The organism is Patescibacteria group bacterium, from assembly GCA_024654625.1.
GTDB lineage: Bacteria > Patescibacteriota > Minisyncoccia.
On the sequence record JANLHB010000039.1, the window covers coordinates 1 to 14,562 of the forward strand.

Annotated in this window: 15 protein-coding genes and 3 tRNA genes; 8 read left to right on the forward strand and 10 right to left on the reverse strand. The window is 39.2% G+C overall.

Annotated features, from left to right (window positions below; translation table 11 throughout):
* Window positions 1–128 precede the first annotated feature (128 nt).
* Window positions 129–215, reverse strand: a tRNA-Ser gene (locus tag NUV40_03995).
* A gap of 207 nt (window positions 216–422) precedes the next feature.
* Between NUV40_03995 and NUV40_04000 the strand changes: the two genes are divergently transcribed.
* From NUV40_04000 to NUV40_04015, 4 genes are all read left to right on the forward strand, one after another.
* Window positions 423–662 (forward strand): GIY-YIG nuclease family protein, encoded by a 240-nt coding sequence (locus NUV40_04000; GenBank protein MCR4343031.1) that lies wholly within the window; start codon window positions 423–425, stop codon window positions 660–662.
* A gap of 8 nt (window positions 663–670) precedes the next feature.
* Window positions 671–742 (forward strand) — tRNA-Glu (locus tag NUV40_04005).
* A 288-nt stretch (window positions 743–1,030) separates the two neighbouring features.
* Window positions 1,031–1,102, forward strand: a tRNA-Val gene (locus tag NUV40_04010).
* A gap of 237 nt (window positions 1,103–1,339) precedes the next feature.
* Window positions 1,340–2,290, forward strand: a complete 951-nt coding sequence (locus tag NUV40_04015) for an FAD-dependent oxidoreductase (protein MCR4343032.1) — start codon at window positions 1,340–1,342, stop codon at window positions 2,288–2,290.
* Between the two features lie 85 nt (window positions 2,291–2,375).
* Here NUV40_04015 and NUV40_04020 read toward each other — a convergent pair whose 3' ends face one another.
* The 7 genes from NUV40_04020 to lepB form a co-directional block, all read right to left on the reverse strand.
* A complete protein-coding gene (locus NUV40_04020; GenBank protein MCR4343033.1) occupies window positions 2,376–3,140 on the reverse strand; it encodes a DsbA family protein in 765 nt (254 codons plus the stop codon).
* Window positions 3,141–3,157: 17 nt separating this feature from the next.
* Window positions 3,158–4,267, reverse strand: a complete 1,110-nt coding sequence (gene ftsZ / locus NUV40_04025) for a cell division protein FtsZ (GenBank protein MCR4343034.1) — start codon at window positions 4,265–4,267, stop codon at window positions 3,158–3,160.
* A 45-nt stretch (window positions 4,268–4,312) separates the two neighbouring features.
* Window positions 4,313–5,488 (reverse strand): cell division protein FtsA, encoded by a 1,176-nt coding sequence (gene ftsA, locus NUV40_04030; protein MCR4343035.1) that lies wholly within the window; start codon window positions 5,486–5,488, stop codon window positions 4,313–4,315.
* Window positions 5,489–5,501: 13 nt separating this feature from the next.
* Window positions 5,502–5,882: an rRNA maturation RNase YbeY gene (ybeY, locus tag NUV40_04035; GenBank protein MCR4343036.1), complete on the reverse strand. Its 381-nt coding sequence runs from the start codon at window positions 5,880–5,882 to the stop codon at window positions 5,502–5,504.
* A 131-nt stretch (window positions 5,883–6,013) separates the two neighbouring features.
* Window positions 6,014–6,229 (reverse strand): hypothetical protein, encoded by a 216-nt coding sequence (locus NUV40_04040; GenBank protein ID MCR4343037.1) that lies wholly within the window; start codon window positions 6,227–6,229, stop codon window positions 6,014–6,016.
* Window positions 6,230–6,248: 19 nt separating this feature from the next.
* Window positions 6,249–7,595: a histidine--tRNA ligase gene (hisS, locus tag NUV40_04045; GenBank protein MCR4343038.1), complete on the reverse strand. Its 1,347-nt coding sequence runs from the start codon at window positions 7,593–7,595 to the stop codon at window positions 6,249–6,251.
* Between the two features lie 21 nt (window positions 7,596–7,616).
* The gene (gene lepB / locus NUV40_04050; protein MCR4343039.1) at window positions 7,617–8,180 is read right to left on the reverse strand and encodes a signal peptidase I; all 564 of its coding nucleotides are present in this window, start codon (window positions 8,178–8,180) and stop codon (window positions 7,617–7,619) included.
* A gap of 95 nt (window positions 8,181–8,275) precedes the next feature.
* Between lepB and pth the strand changes: the two genes are divergently transcribed.
* Entirely contained in the window at window positions 8,276–8,863 is a 588-nt protein-coding gene (pth, locus tag NUV40_04055) for an aminoacyl-tRNA hydrolase (GenBank protein MCR4343040.1), read from the forward strand.
* 118 nt (window positions 8,864–8,981) lie between these two features.
* Here pth and NUV40_04060 read toward each other — a convergent pair whose 3' ends face one another.
* Window positions 8,982–9,419 (reverse strand): hypothetical protein, encoded by a 438-nt coding sequence (locus tag NUV40_04060; GenBank protein MCR4343041.1) that lies wholly within the window; start codon window positions 9,417–9,419, stop codon window positions 8,982–8,984.
* A gap of 184 nt (window positions 9,420–9,603) precedes the next feature.
* Between NUV40_04060 and NUV40_04065 the strand changes: the two genes are divergently transcribed.
* The gene (locus NUV40_04065) at window positions 9,604–10,257 is read left to right on the forward strand and encodes a transposase (protein MCR4343042.1); all 654 of its coding nucleotides are present in this window, start codon (window positions 9,604–9,606) and stop codon (window positions 10,255–10,257) included.
* 99 nt (window positions 10,258–10,356) lie between these two features.
* Here NUV40_04065 and NUV40_04070 read toward each other — a convergent pair whose 3' ends face one another.
* Window positions 10,357–11,481 carry a S1 RNA-binding domain-containing protein gene (locus NUV40_04070; protein ID MCR4343043.1) on the reverse strand — a complete coding sequence of 375 codons (1,125 nt, stop codon included), beginning with the start codon at window positions 11,479–11,481 and terminating at the stop codon, window positions 10,357–10,359.
* A gap of 133 nt (window positions 11,482–11,614) precedes the next feature.
* Between NUV40_04070 and NUV40_04075 the strand changes: the two genes are divergently transcribed.
* Complete coding sequence (locus NUV40_04075; GenBank protein MCR4343044.1) at window positions 11,615–12,820, forward strand: putative glycoside hydrolase; 1,206 nt, start codon at window positions 11,615–11,617, stop codon at window positions 12,818–12,820.
* A gap of 86 nt (window positions 12,821–12,906) precedes the next feature.
* Window positions 12,907–14,562: a type IV secretion system DNA-binding domain-containing protein gene (locus NUV40_04080; protein ID MCR4343045.1), complete on the forward strand. Its 1,656-nt coding sequence runs from the start codon at window positions 12,907–12,909 to the stop codon at window positions 14,560–14,562.

Sequence of the window (14,562 nt, forward strand, 5' to 3'; positions counted from 1 at the left end):
ACCACGCGCTCCGCGCGTGCGATTAGTCGGCATCAGGATTATCAGCAAAATACATTCGAACTTTGTTTAATACACACCGCAACGGCCAATTTTAATACCGTTTCTATAGGTATTAAAATTGGCCGTTGCGGAAGAGGTGAGATTCGAACTCACGAGAGGATTACTCCTCCTCAGCTTTTCGAGAGCTGCGCTTTAAACCACTCAGCCACTCTTCCATGCTTAAAACTTATCACTTTTTACATTTTTTGCAAAAGATGATATATTTTTCTAATAGCTAGTATATAACGACTAATTAATACGGCCCTATCGTTTCCGATATCACACAAATTTCCAATTTGTTCGTGATATCGAGAATCCTCGATATTGTACCCAAATCGAAGATTTGGACAATATCGGGACTAATGGTTATTACATTAACAAACATGAAATCATCCGTTTATATACTTGAATGCAAAGATAAGTCATATTACATTGGTTCGACTAAAGATTTAAGGAAGAGGTTAATAGAACATAAAAATGGCAGAGTAAAATCTACAAAAAATTGCGCCCCGTTCTCTATAAAATTAATTGAAGAATATGATGAATTTAAACTTGCGTTTAAGAGAGAAAAACAGTTAAAATCATGGAAGAAGAGAAGCGCGATCGAAAGATTATTTAAGTAAAACAATTTGGCCCTATCGTCTAATGGTTAGGACATCGGCTTTTCAAGCCGGTAACCGGGGTTCGACTCCCCGTAGGGTCATCACACAAAGTAATCCGCCCCCCGAAAGGGCGGTCTTTACTTTGTGTGATGACCCTAAGCGAGGCAACTTCTTGCCTCGCGTCGGGGAGTCGAACGGCGGAGCGATGTTGAGCGACCCATCGGAGCGAAACCGCGAGCCGCGCCCAGTAGTACTTATGAGCATGGCGAATTAGTAACTGCGGGGCGACTCCCATCATACCTGCAAATTTCAACGGCTAAACCCTCTTAAGACTTGGCCGTTGAAAAGTGGCTATTTGAGTCGTGGTTTGGTATAATTTTTTGGTGTGCGAGCCTGTGGCTCAGTGGTAGAGCGTCACATTGACATTGTGAAGGCCGGAGGTTCGATCCCTCCCAGGCTCACATTTATAGCAGGCGGGTTGTGAAGGTCGGAGGTTCGCCGTGTCCTCTTCAGTAGGACACGGCGCCATGCACCCTTTAGTGGTGCACGGCGATCCCTCCCAGGCTCACTTTTATAAATTAAAAGGTAATTCAGAAAGATTTAAAAACTCATTTTCTTTAAGAACGAATTCTGCCTCAAAAAGAGGCAGATAGGGAAATTCTACAGAAAATAACTTTTGAATTTTTCTATAATAAAATATGACAGAAGAAAAAAAATACGATGTAGTGATTATAGGCGGGGCGACTGCCGGTATGACGGCGGCAATATATGCCGCTCGTAAAAAACTTAAAACTATAATTTTAACCAAAGAGATAGGCGGGCAAAATTTAAAAACTGACAGAATAGAGAATTTTCCCGGTTTTATGACCATTGCCGGCAAAGATCTTACAATGAAGATAAAAGAACAGGTAGATAGATACGGCGTGCTCATAGAAGAGGGCGCGATAGTGGAAAAGATTGATGTTCATCCGGACGGCAAAGATAAATTTGTTGTGCATTTGAAAGGAGGAGATGTATATGAAGCAAGGACTATCATCATCGCAACGGGAAAGAGTCCGCGTCTATTAGGAATCCCGGGCGAGAAAGAGTTTGAGAATAAGGGGGTAAGTTTCTGCCCGACTTGCGATGCGCCACTTTTTGGCGGTAAAGATGTGGCAGTAATAGGGAGCGGTAATTCCGGTCTTGAGTCGGCAAATGATCTCTTGAAATATGCGAATAAGATTTATGTGCTTGAATATGGCGCTGATATAAAGGGAGATCCTGCGACAGTGGAAGCTCTTAAAAAGACGGGTAAGGTGGAGTTTATTCTTCGGGCTGAAACGAAAGAGATACAAGGTGTTAATTTTGTAGAGAAGCTTTTGTATAGAGACCTTTCTGACAATGACACTAATGAGCTTAGTGTCCAAGGAGTATTTGTAAATATCGGTTGGGTGCCGGCGACAAATTTTTTAGATAATTTCGTTAAGCTGAATGAATATGGCGAGGTGGAGATAGACCACAAGACAACACAGACATCTGTGCCTGGTGTATATGCGGCAGGCGATGTCTCGAGCACTTTGTATAAGCAATGTATCATAGCGGCCGGCGAGGGGGCAAAAGCGGCCCTTTCTGCTTATAACTACATATTAGAGAAGGATAAAGGAAAATAATAATTCTTTTAATCTAACTAAAAAATCCGTTCGTCCGCCAGCTGGCGGACGAACGGATTTTTTAGTTATAGTCCGTAGAGTTTATTTATTTGGCAAGCAGATTTTCTATCATCACCTTTATCCCGCAAGCCTTGTTTTCATCACAGAATATTTCTTGTTCATAGACAGGAAGACTGTCAAAGAAGCGAGTATCCGCTTCAAAGTAAGGATATGCTCCTGAAAATGGAATTTGGTTGCCATTTTTATCAATTATTATAGTGAATGGTGTGCCGTTTCCGCCGTTTGCTATCGCTTCTTGCGCGTCTTCCTCAACCTTTGAAGCGTTCCGTTCACTTGAAAGGCATTCTTCAAACTGCACTCGGTCTAATCCTATCGATTCGGCAATATTCGGCAATTCATTTGGATTAAGATTATTATTTGACGGAGTTACTGAATAAAGATTATTGATATATTCCCAGAATTTGGTATTTCCCCCGAGTTCTCTAGCGCACTCTGTCGCTTCAGCCTCTTTGCGGGCTCTTGAATGGAGCGAATCAAGCGGGAGGTGTCTATAAACCCAAGCTACTTTTCCGTCTTTGCCGTACTCATTGGCTATTTGATTCATTGTGCCGTGGAACACTTTGCAGTAAGGGCATTCCGTGTCTGAGAATTCAACTAATTTTATCTCTGCGTCAGGGTTTCCCAAGATATGGTCGTCTTCTGATACCGGTCTTATAGAGATGTTGGAGCCGGTTTCTTTTTTTGTTTTACTTCCGGAATCAGTGCCGTTATTTTTTGTTAAAATTACCGCGCCGCCTATTATAACAGCGGCCACTATTATTGCTACGGGTATTGTTAAATTATTTTTCATATTTATTATTAAAATTATTAAACCTTTCTTCTCCTTAAGAAAGCAGGAACAGAGTCCCATTCGCTTTGTTTAGGGTCTTCTATTAAAGTTTCTTTAATATCATCCTTTTTTTCTTTTTCTTTAGAAGTTTCTATTGTGTTGTTTTGAAATAGAGAAGGTTTTCTCATCGTTACTTCGGGAAAACCAGTCGCAATAACAGTAATTTTTATTTCGTTTTTCTTTAGTTTGTCGTCTTTAAGCGCGCCGAATATTACTCTTGCGCTTGGGTCTATGGATTCAGTAATGATATTAGCAGCTTCTTGTATCTCATGCATAGTCATATCATCTCCGCCTGAGATAGCAAAGAGAACGCCTTTTGCTCCGTGGATAGAAACATCCAAAAGGGGAGAATTAATCGCCATTTTGGCGGCTTCTTCCGCTCTTTTTTCTCCTTGGCCTCGTCCGATGCCCATAAGGGCTGATCCGGCTTCTTGCATAATTGCTTTTACATCGGCAAAGTCTACATTGATTATTCCGGGCATGGTTATGAGATCTGAAATGCCTTCAACGGCTTGCCTAAGTATCTCATCGCACATTGCAAAAGCGGAAGAGAAAGTGGTCTCTTTTTGGACGAGTTGTATAAGTTTATCGTTTGGAATGACTATCATTGCGTCCACGGCTTCTTTTAGATTATTGAGCGCTGTTTCAGCTATTGCAATTCTCTGAGCTCCTTCAAAAGCAAAAGGCTTTGTGACGACGGCGATAGTTAATATGCCTTGTTCTCTAGCGACTCTTGCTATTACGGGTCCGCCTCCTGAGCCTGTGCCGCCACCCATACCGCAAGTAAGGAATATCATATCAGCTCCCTTAATGGCATCTTGAATCTCTTCTTTGGTTTCTTCGGCGGACTGTCTGCCCAGGTCAGGATTCATACCGGCGCCGAGACCCCTTGTGAGGTTTTTACCTATGTGGATTTTTTTCGGCGCGAGACTGTGGTGTAGGCTTTGAGCATCAGTGTTAATAGTGATAAATTCAACGCCTTTTACTTTGTTTTTTATCATGTGGTCGACTCCGTTTGAGCCTGAGCCGCCAACTCCTATTACTTTTATTCGGGCAAATGCCTCTACTTCTGGTTTTACTCTAGCCATATATAGAACTTATAATACCAAAAAAAAATTATAATGCAAATGGCTTTAAGGAAGGAGTATTTGCAGGTATTTTACCAATATGTTTTTTGTTTTTTTTGTTATTTCACTGCTTATTCCGGCATAATCACTTTCATTGTTTCCAATAATACATAGACCGTAAGCGACAGAAAATCCAAGATCGTTTAGTTGTTTTTGGCCGTCTGGTTTTTTTGGATCAGACAATGTGGCAAGACCGATTTTTGCTGGAAGTTTGAGTGTATATTTGGCGATATCCTCAAGGCTTGTGAGGTTTGAACCGCTTCCTGTTAATACGATGCCGGCCGGCAAAAGTCCGTTTCGGCCTATTTTTTTTAGGTGGTTGTCTATAAGTTCAAAGATATCATGAAGCCTGGCTTCTATTATGTCTCCCAGTTTCTTTCTTTGAGGGGCTTCTTCGTTATAATTAATTTTCATTCCCTCAGCTTCTTCAAGCGGGATCTTCATCCCTAGCGCAATATCGTTGGTAATGTGCGCCGAGCCGATAGGGAAAACTGCCATTGAGATAGGCGCGCCTTCTTCAAAGACGACTATTGATACAGTTTCAGCTCCAATGTTGGCTAAAATTACCCCTGCATCTTTTTGTTTTTTATTCAGTATAAAATGACTTTCAGCGATAGGGGATGCCGTTACATCATTTACCGCAAGACCGGCTTCTTCAACAGCTCTTATTAAATCATCCAGGTGTTGTGTCATTATTGTTATAAAAAGCATTTCTACTTCAAGCTTCTTGCCTTTCATGCCGATTGGTCTCCCGAAGATTGTACTTCCGTCTATTTTAAAGTTGATAGGAATAGTATGCAGGATCGTCCTGTTTATTATGTTGGGAAGTTCATCTTCGCTTTGACTTATGGCCCTTTTAACATCATGTTCTGACACTTCACTATCGGCTCTGGAGATTATCACACTGCCCTTGCTCCTTAGAGAGTCCAGGCTTATACCACCTATGCCAAGATAAATTTGTTTTATAGTTACGCCAGCTTTCATTTGCGCTTCACTTATGCATTTTTTAATACTTACTACGGCTTCATTGTAGTCTGTTATATAGCCGTGTTTTATACCGGCTGAAGGACACTGATGAAAAGACAATATTCTTGGTGATGGCTCGCCCTTTCTTTGTTCTGTTATTATGATTCTTATTATTGAAGTGCCGACATCAAGGCCTGCTATTATATTTCTTGCCATAATTATTTTTAGTTTATCTGAATTTTTTCAAAAATTTTTCTTCTTCAATCTCCATTTTATCACTATGAGAGAATCCTTTCAAATGCAGAAGGGAGTGTATAAAAAGATGGAGAATCCTATCGCGTTTTTTTTGTTTAGCCATAGTTTTTTTTGATGAAAAGGAATGCGGGTATGAAAGGTTTATGAATATCTCGCCTTCTTTAGCAGATAGCGGGAAAGACAGTACATTCGCAGACTTGTCTTTTTTGCGATATTTTTTATTGAGCTTTTTCATTAGAGAATTGCCGGCAAAAACCACACTAAGATTATAGTCTCTTTTTAGGATCATATTTTTAACTTCTTCCCATGGCAGGGAAGGACGGCGTTTTTTTGTAAGATTAGAAAAATCTATCATTAATACTTAGAATATCCCGAAAGCGCAATACAAGCAAATTATTTTTATCAATCTTTTCTTTGCCGGCTGTTTCAGTCTGGATTATTTAGCCGGTAAACAAAAAGCGGAGGTTTAACGCCTTCCGCTTTTTGTTATTTGATTTTTCCAAGTTTTCTAAGTCTATCTTTCACCTTATTTTTAGCAATTCTCTTTAGTGCATCCTGTTTCTTTTTAAAGCCAGATTTGGCTCTTGTATTATATCTTAAGGATTTTACCGTTGAGATGATATTTGATTGCTGCATCTTGCGTGAAAATCTTCTTATAACACTTGATGTAGTTTCTTTTTCTTTTTTCTTTACTTCAATCATATTATTTAAAATTTTTATATTATTTTAATTTCTTTTTAATGGCTTCCACTATATCGCTAATAGGGACTATGTCTTGAGATCGGTTATCCATATTTCTTAAGATTACAGATTCCTCCAAGGCCTCTTTTTGCCCTAGGATTATAGCATAAGGCATATTTAGTTTTGATGCAATCTTTAGCTGGTCGCTTAGCCCTTCTTTGGCAAAAGACTGGCTTATTGGTATCCCTGCCTTGCGAAGTTTTTCTGTTACTTCAAAAGCCTTAAATTTGGCTGATGTCCCAAGCTGAATGAAAAATATTTTCGGTTTTTTCTTTGCTTTAGGCTTTATTCCCAATTCTTTGAGGAAGGATATAAGCCTTTCTATTCCTACCGCTCCGCCTGATGCCGGGATTTCTTTTTTGGAGAGTATTTTCCCAAGTTCATCATATCGTCCGCCGGCGGCTAGAGCTGATACAGTTTCTTTGTTCTTAGTGTTTTGTTCTTTTCCATTTTCTGATTCTTCGGTTTTTTCTTTTTGGACCGGACCAGGGAAAATTTCAAATACTGTTCTTGAGTAATAATCAATACCTCTCACAAGCGTGTGGTCCACAATATACGGCACTTCAAAAGCGTCTAAGAGCTCAAGGGTATCTTTAAAATGTTCTCGGCAATGCTGGCACAGATAATCAAGCATTTTGGGCGCTTCTTTTTTTATCTCTTGGCATTTATCTTCTTTGCAGTCTAAGAGTCTTAATGGGTTGGTTTTGATTCTATTCTTACAGTCACGGCATATATGATTTATCTTTTTCCTGTAATAGGCGATAAGTTCTTTCTTGTATGTATTACGGCATTCTTTATCTCCTATGCTGTTTATGTGAACTATAAGTTCTTTCCCTCCGAGCTCTTGTATGGCTGTTAAAAATATTTTTATTATCGTGGCTTCGGCGACACCTTTTCTTTCCCCAAGTATTTCAAGGCCAAATTGCTGAAATTCTCTGAGGCGCCCTTTTTGCGGATTCTCATGGCGGAAAAAGGATCCTTTATAGTAGAGAAGCACGGGTTGGGGCCTGGATTGCATGCCGTTTGCGATATATGACCTCATTATCGGGGCCGTCCCTTCAGGTCTTAGGGCCAAATGGTCTTTACCTTTTGTTTTTAGTGTGTACATCTCTTTTTCCACTATGTCTGTTGTTTCTCCTATCGCCGCGGTAAATAAATCTATTTTCTCAAGATGAGGAGTCTGAATAGGCTTAAAGTCGTAATACTCTGCGATACTCCCTATCTTGTCATAAATGAATGAGTAATACTCGTAATCTTCCGGCAGGATGTCTTTCATCCCTTTAGGTGTTTGGAAAATTTCTTTCTTGTCTTTTTCTTTGGCGCTCATAATCAAATCAATTTATTAATATTAATTGGTTAGTAATCTTTTAGTTGTCTCTTCATCTTGTCCGGGGAACATATTTAGAGTTGTTATCGGCCATAGTCTTAAGAATGCCTTGCCTATGATAAGACTTTCATCAACCGGTCCCCATACTCGCGAATCAGAGCTTGCCTTGCGATTATCTCCAAGCACAAAGTATTCACCGTTTTCCATTGAGATTGTTTTACCTTCCACTTCCAGTGTCTGGTTTGGCAATCCAATTATTCTTTTTATAAAAAATTTTGACGGATCATTCGGATAGCGGAATATTATTACGTCACCTTCTTTAGGCTTGGTGAATTTATACGATATTTCATCTACTATCAAATAGTCACCGTTTTTGAATGTTGGATCCATAGATTGCCCGTGTACGATAAAGGGCTGCGCGACCCACATTCTTATCGGGACGATTATAACGAGGGCGATCAATATGAATTTTGTAAATTCCCAAACGCCTCTCCAAAATGAATTTTTCTCATTTTTCAGTTCGCTTGAATTTTCTTGATAATTGTCTTCGGTTTGAGGTTCTCTTTGTTCAAAAATTTTTTCCATTAAGATAAATATACACTTTAATTACGCTTGACGCAAGGTGTAGTTGAGTGCTCTGGTGTTTTGCTTAAGTGAGAAAAAAATAATATAATCAGTAGATGCATTATATAGTAGGGCTCGGTAATCCGGGTGATGAGTATAAAAGTAGCCGACATAATACCGGCAGGATTCTTGCGGAATCTTTTTGTAAGAAAGAAAAGTTTTCAGAGTTTAAAGTCGATAAGAAGTTAAAGGCTGTGGTGTCGGGTGGAAAGATGGGAAAAGAAAAAGTGGAGGTGATACTCCCTGAGACTTTTATGAATAAGTCAGGACTCTCTTTGAAGCTGGTTATCACGAGCAAAAAGAAGGCGCAAGATTTGATTGTTATCTATGACGATTTGGACTTGGCGCTTGGCACCTTCAAGATCTCTTTTAACCGTGGCTCGGGCGGGCACAGGGGGGTTGAGTCAATCGTCCGCACTCTAAAGACTAAAGAGTTTGTGAGGATACGGGTAGGCATATCACCGGCGACCCCGAAGGGGAAGGTGAAGAAACCGCAAGGGGAGAAGAAGGTGGTGGATTTCATCATCGGTGATTTCAAGCCGAAGGAGCTTGAGGTTATAAAAAAAGTCTCTAAGAATATCCACGAAGCGCTTGAGATGATAGTCACCGAAGGCTACCCAAAGGCAATGAGCGTGTATAACTAAAAACTAAATTGTGCAACACTTAGTGTTGCACAATTGCAAAACATAAAATATTGTAAAAATTGTAAAAAAAGCACTCAACGAACCTTAGTAAGGTTCGTTGAGTGCTTTGGGCAATGATCTATTTAAACGTCGTCTCGGTACAATGCATAATAAGAGTACAATTTCCACTATCATGCCACAAGAGAACGTGAACTCCCTCGACGTTGCCCATAGCTATGTAGCGAAGGTTGCCATCTTCTTCGAATATCAGGCTTCGGAATTTCTCTTGTAGTATTTGAATAAGTTCATCTCTTCTTTCGCTTGGGCAGGATATTATAGTCTCCCTTTTCCCAATAAGTAAGTTTAGTTTATTTTCCTTATTCCTTAAAAGAAAAAGAATCTCATTCTTTGTCCAAAGGCCACAAGAGATGGATAAAAGATCCCTGGTAGTTAGAAATCTACTTAAATCTTTTTCAGTCGGACCAAATGTGTTGCTGGTGGGAAGTGACCGACTGCCGAATGGTCCTTGTGCTCTTTGTCTTAGCATTTCTTCTGACCTGTTTTTTATCCTCTTCATGACATACCCTCCTTTTTTATATTTTCTTATTTCTTTCGATTTTTATTGATAATATGCTATCTGTACCCATAAAAGCATTTGTGTCTTAAAAAGTCAAAATAAACAGACTTTTATCACCTAAATTGTTTTGTTTTGTGCACCACTCGGTGGTGCACAGTTTAGGTATTTATGATATGATTGAATCATGAGGGAATTTACTCCAGCTAGAGGTGAAATATATCATTGTTTTAATCGTGGCACAGAGAAACGAAAAATTTTTCTTTCTAAAAAAGATTATGAAAGATTTATTGTAAATCTAATACTTTTTAATACAGAAAATACACCGAATAGAAATATCTCTCGTTATAGCCTGGAAGATGCTTATCAGAACATCCCCAGCGACCCCCTTGTAAAAATTCATGCTTTTTCACTTTTGCCTAATCATTTTCATTTAATTTTAGAACAGGTTGCAAGCAATGGAATAGCTAGGTTTATGCAAAAAATAGAAATGGGTTATGCTCATTATTTCAATAAATTGTATTCAAGAAATGGAAATTTATTTCAAGGTGCTTATAAGATAAAGCACATAGATGATGATTCCTATCGATTATATATTTCTTTGTATGTTCATCTAAACGCCCTTGATCTTTTGGGTTCAGAGAAAAATTGGAAAGAAAAGGGGATTAAAAATAAGAATAATGCTATTAATTTTTTAAGAAATTATAAATGGTCAAGTTTGAGAGAATATTTAGGAGAAGATTCTTTGCCGTTTGTGAGTCGCGATATTTTCGATGAGATTTATAGTTCTCCGAAAGAATGGGAAGTTGCTATGAAAGAATGGGCTTCAGGCGAATTTTAGACTAACTAAAATGTGCACCACCGAGTGGTGCACAGAAGTGGTGCACAGAAGTTTAGTCTTAGAACTGAGCCCTGCCTCCTGTATGCGCAGGCAGGCGTTTTACTGTTGTTCTGTTTCGGTGATCGCTTTGCCTTCTTCAGCGTAGTTTAAGGTCAATTTTTGTTCTTTAGGGTCAAAGAGAGTTATCTGGAAGGCGTATGATTTACCAAGTTCCAGCTTCTTCTTCATCTCTTCCTCTGTACCGAACTCTGATATGTGGACGAGGCCGGCTACACCCTCTTCAATACTTGCCAGCGCTCCGTGCCTGTTGAATTTGATGATAACACCCTTGATGATGTCACCCTTCTTGTATTTGTCTTTCGCTTTCTCCCATGGGTTGGGCTTGAGAGCTTTCACCGAGAGTGAGATCTTGCCGTCTTTTATCTCTATGATCTTTGCTTTTATCTTCTCTCCCACTTTGAAGAGGTCTCCCGGGTTCTCAATAAGTGTCCAGTCAAGTTCTGAGATGTGAGCTAATCCTTCAAGTCCTTCTTCAATTTTTATAAAAATTCCAAAATCAACTACCCCGGTTATGTTTCCTTCTATAATATCGCCTACTTTATATTTTTCCACTATTTCTTTTAGCTCCTCTGACTCTATTTTCTTCTCTGACAAAATAATTCTCCCTTCTTTCTGATCGCTTCCTATTATAGTGACAGCTATTTTAGTGCCGACAAGTTTTTTAAGTTCTTGAAGAATCTTGTCTTTATCGCCATCTTCAATTCTCGGATAATGATCAGGTTTTAATTGTGAGGCCGGTAAGAACCCTGGAATTCCATTCCAGTCCATGATAAGACCGCCTTTATTGGCGTCTGTAACAGTAAGATTTAAAGCGATGTTGCTTTTCTGAGTTTCTTCAACTTCAGCCCATATTTTTTCTTGTTTAGCTTCTTTTAATGAAAGCTCTATATAACCGTCTTCATTTTCAATTTCTACCACTTTTGCGCTTATAGAATCGCCGGGTTTTAGGATCTTTATGATATCTCTGGCATTATTGAATTCTCTGCCATATATTATACCTGTGCCAAAAGGAGTAATATCTACAAAAATGGAAGATTGTTCCTTTCCTATAACCTTTCCTTCGATTAATTCGTTGATTCTGGGACGAAGGGCAGGCTCCTTCCTTAGTAGAAGGTCCATTACTCCCATTGATACCTCTTTTGTTGGTTCTGCTAATGTATTCATACTTGGTATCTCATTATAGATAAAAATAGATATTTAGCAATACCTTGGAGGCTGTTTATGTAAAATTAAGCCGATAATTTTAAATTTTTTTAAATTAGCTTTTTTGATAAATTTGATTTAAAATCTGATTATAATGGCAAGGAAAAAAATATATTTAAGCGGAGGATTTTTTTTGTTAGGTTTCGGCCTGCTTTTTTTTGCCTCACCGTATTTTTTCAAGCCGATTAAATATGTTTCAAATAATATAGCTTCGGTAGAAAAGGATGAGATCAATCTGGCGGATAGCGATATAAATGATCCTGACTGGCGCACTGAAGCCCCTTTTGTTGCTACTCATCTTGATACGCCTGATGCGGTGAAGGGCGTATATATGACAGCTTGCGTGGCTGGTACGCCGAGTATCCGAAGCAAAATGGTGAAGCTTGTAGAAGAGACTGAGCTCAATACTATAGTGATAGATATAAAAGATTATACAGGCACGATTTCATTTAAGGCAGGTGATCCTGTTCTCGATGGGTTTGGCGGAGGAGGTTGCCATGTCAGCGATATGAAAGAGTTTGTGGATTCTCTCCACAAAAAAGGAATTTATGTAGTAGGGAGAGTCACTGTTTTTCAAGATCCGTATTACGCAAAACTCCACCCAAGTTTGGCTGTTAAAAAAGAGAGTGATAAATCTCTTTTGTGGAAAGACAGAAAGGGGATAAGTTATATAGATCCAGGCGCTAAAGATATGTGGGATTATATTGTAACCTTAAGCAAGGAGTCATACGAAGCCGGCTTTGATGAGCTTAATTTTGACTATATACGTTTTCCGTCAGATGGGAACATGGATGATATGTATTATCCTTTTAGTGAGGAGGAAGTTTTGGCTGATATAAATTTTGGTAAGGCTAAGGTCTTGAGAGAGTTCTTTATCTATCTCCACGAAAATCTGAAAGATACCGGTGTGGTATTATCAGCGGATCTTTTTGGAATGACAACAACTAATAGAGATGATTTAAATATCGGGCAGATATTGGAATATGCCGAACCATATTTTGATTTTATAGCACCGATGGTGTATCCGTCGCATTACCCAAAAGGATTTATGGGGTATCAAAATGTGAATCTATATCCGTATGAGATAGTGAAGTTCTCTATGGATGAAGCGGTAAAAAGGCTTATCACTGCATCGTCAACTCCGCTTAAGCTAAGACCATGGCTTCAAGACAATGATTATCCTGTTCATTATACCCCGGAGATGGTCCGCGCGCAGAAACAGGCCGTCTATGACACCGGATTGACTAGCTGGATGTTATGGGACGCAGGTAATACATATACTCGTGAAGCTTTGGATTGAGGCGTTTAAATTTATGTCAACGTGGCAGGTTGACATAAAATATTTAATTTTACATGTTCTTGACAGATGTGGTATAATTTTTCTAAATGAACAATAAAGATATTACTTATTTTGCCGAAGCTAATTTTCGTAATAAACACCAGCGTTTCGGTATAAAGCGCGATGATAGAACAAAGCATGTTTACGTTATAGGAAAGACCGGTATGGGTAAATCTACCATGCTTGAGAATATGGCGGTGCAGGATATTCAAAACGGCGAGGGAATGGCTTTTATAGATCCTCACGGAGCGACTGCCGAGCTCCTCTTGGATTATGTGCCGGAGGATCGCATAGATGATGTAATCTATTTTGCTCCGTTTGATACAGAGTATCCTATTTCTTTTAATGTGCTAGAAGATGTCGGTTACGACAAACGTCACTTGGTGGTGGCGGGTCTTATGAGCACATTTGAGAAGATCTGGGTTGACGCATGGTCTGCCAGAATGTCATACATCTTAAGCAACACGCTTCTCGCTCTCTTAGAATACCCAAACTCAACTTTGATGAGCATCAACAGAATGCTTGCTGATAAGGAGTATAGAAAGAAGGTTGTAGATAATATCACAGACCCCACGGTCAAATCATTTTGGGTCGATGAGTTTGCCAAATATACAGACAGATATACCCAGGAAGCGACACCGGCCATCCAAAACAAGATAGGTCAATTTACTTCAAATCCTTTGATAAGAAATATTATCGGACAGCCTAGGACCAGTTTTGATTTACGCAAATTGATGGACGAGAAAAAGATTATTATTATCAATCTTTCAAAAGGGCGGTTAGGTGAGCAGAATGCGAATCTCTTAGGTAGTATGCTTATCACTAAAATCTATCTTGCCGCTATGTCTCGCGCCGACGTATCAAGCGAAGAACTTAAAAAGCTTCCTCAATTTTATTTTTATGTTGATGAGTTTCAATCTTTCGCCAATAAATCTTTCGCTGATATATTATCCGAAGCGAGGAAGTATAAATTGAATTTAACTATTGCGCATCAATATATAGAGCAAATGTCAGAAGAGGTTAACGCTGCGGTGTTCGGAAACGTGGGAACGATGATAGTATTTCGTGTCGGAGCTTATGATGCCGATATTTTAGAGAAAGAGTTTGCGCCTGAGTTTATAGCTCAAGATATCGTAAATCTCGGATTTACTCAGATCTATCTAAGGTTGATGATAAATGGAGTGGGGTCAAGACCTTTTTCCGCTTCCACCTTACCGCCGATTGCGAAGCTGGAGCATTCTTTTAAAGATAAGATAATTGAAGCTTCTAGGAAGAATTATGCTATTCCGAGAAAGACAGTGGAGGATATGATAAAGAGATGGCACGAAGATGGCGCTCCGACTGTCTTGAGTAAACCTGGTTCTATAATGGCTAAGAAAGATGACAAACCTTTTGAGAAAAAGCCAGTATTCGCTTTAAGCGCAGATAAGCGCATCGAGCAAAGGCTGGATAACAAAAAGCCATATGAAAGAAAGTACGTTAAGCCAACCATCTCTCTAAATGCTTTGAAAGAAAAATCCGGAGAGAATGTTCTCATTAACAATAAGAATAGAAGTCATGATCAAAGGAGCCATCCTCAAAAGGCGAGTGCCAATTTAAGCGCCTTAAGAGAAGCCTTAAATGAAATTGCGGCAACCGGCGAGCCTAAAGAAAAAAATAAAAGCGGAATATTAAAACCTGGACAAAAAATAAAATTTGATTAG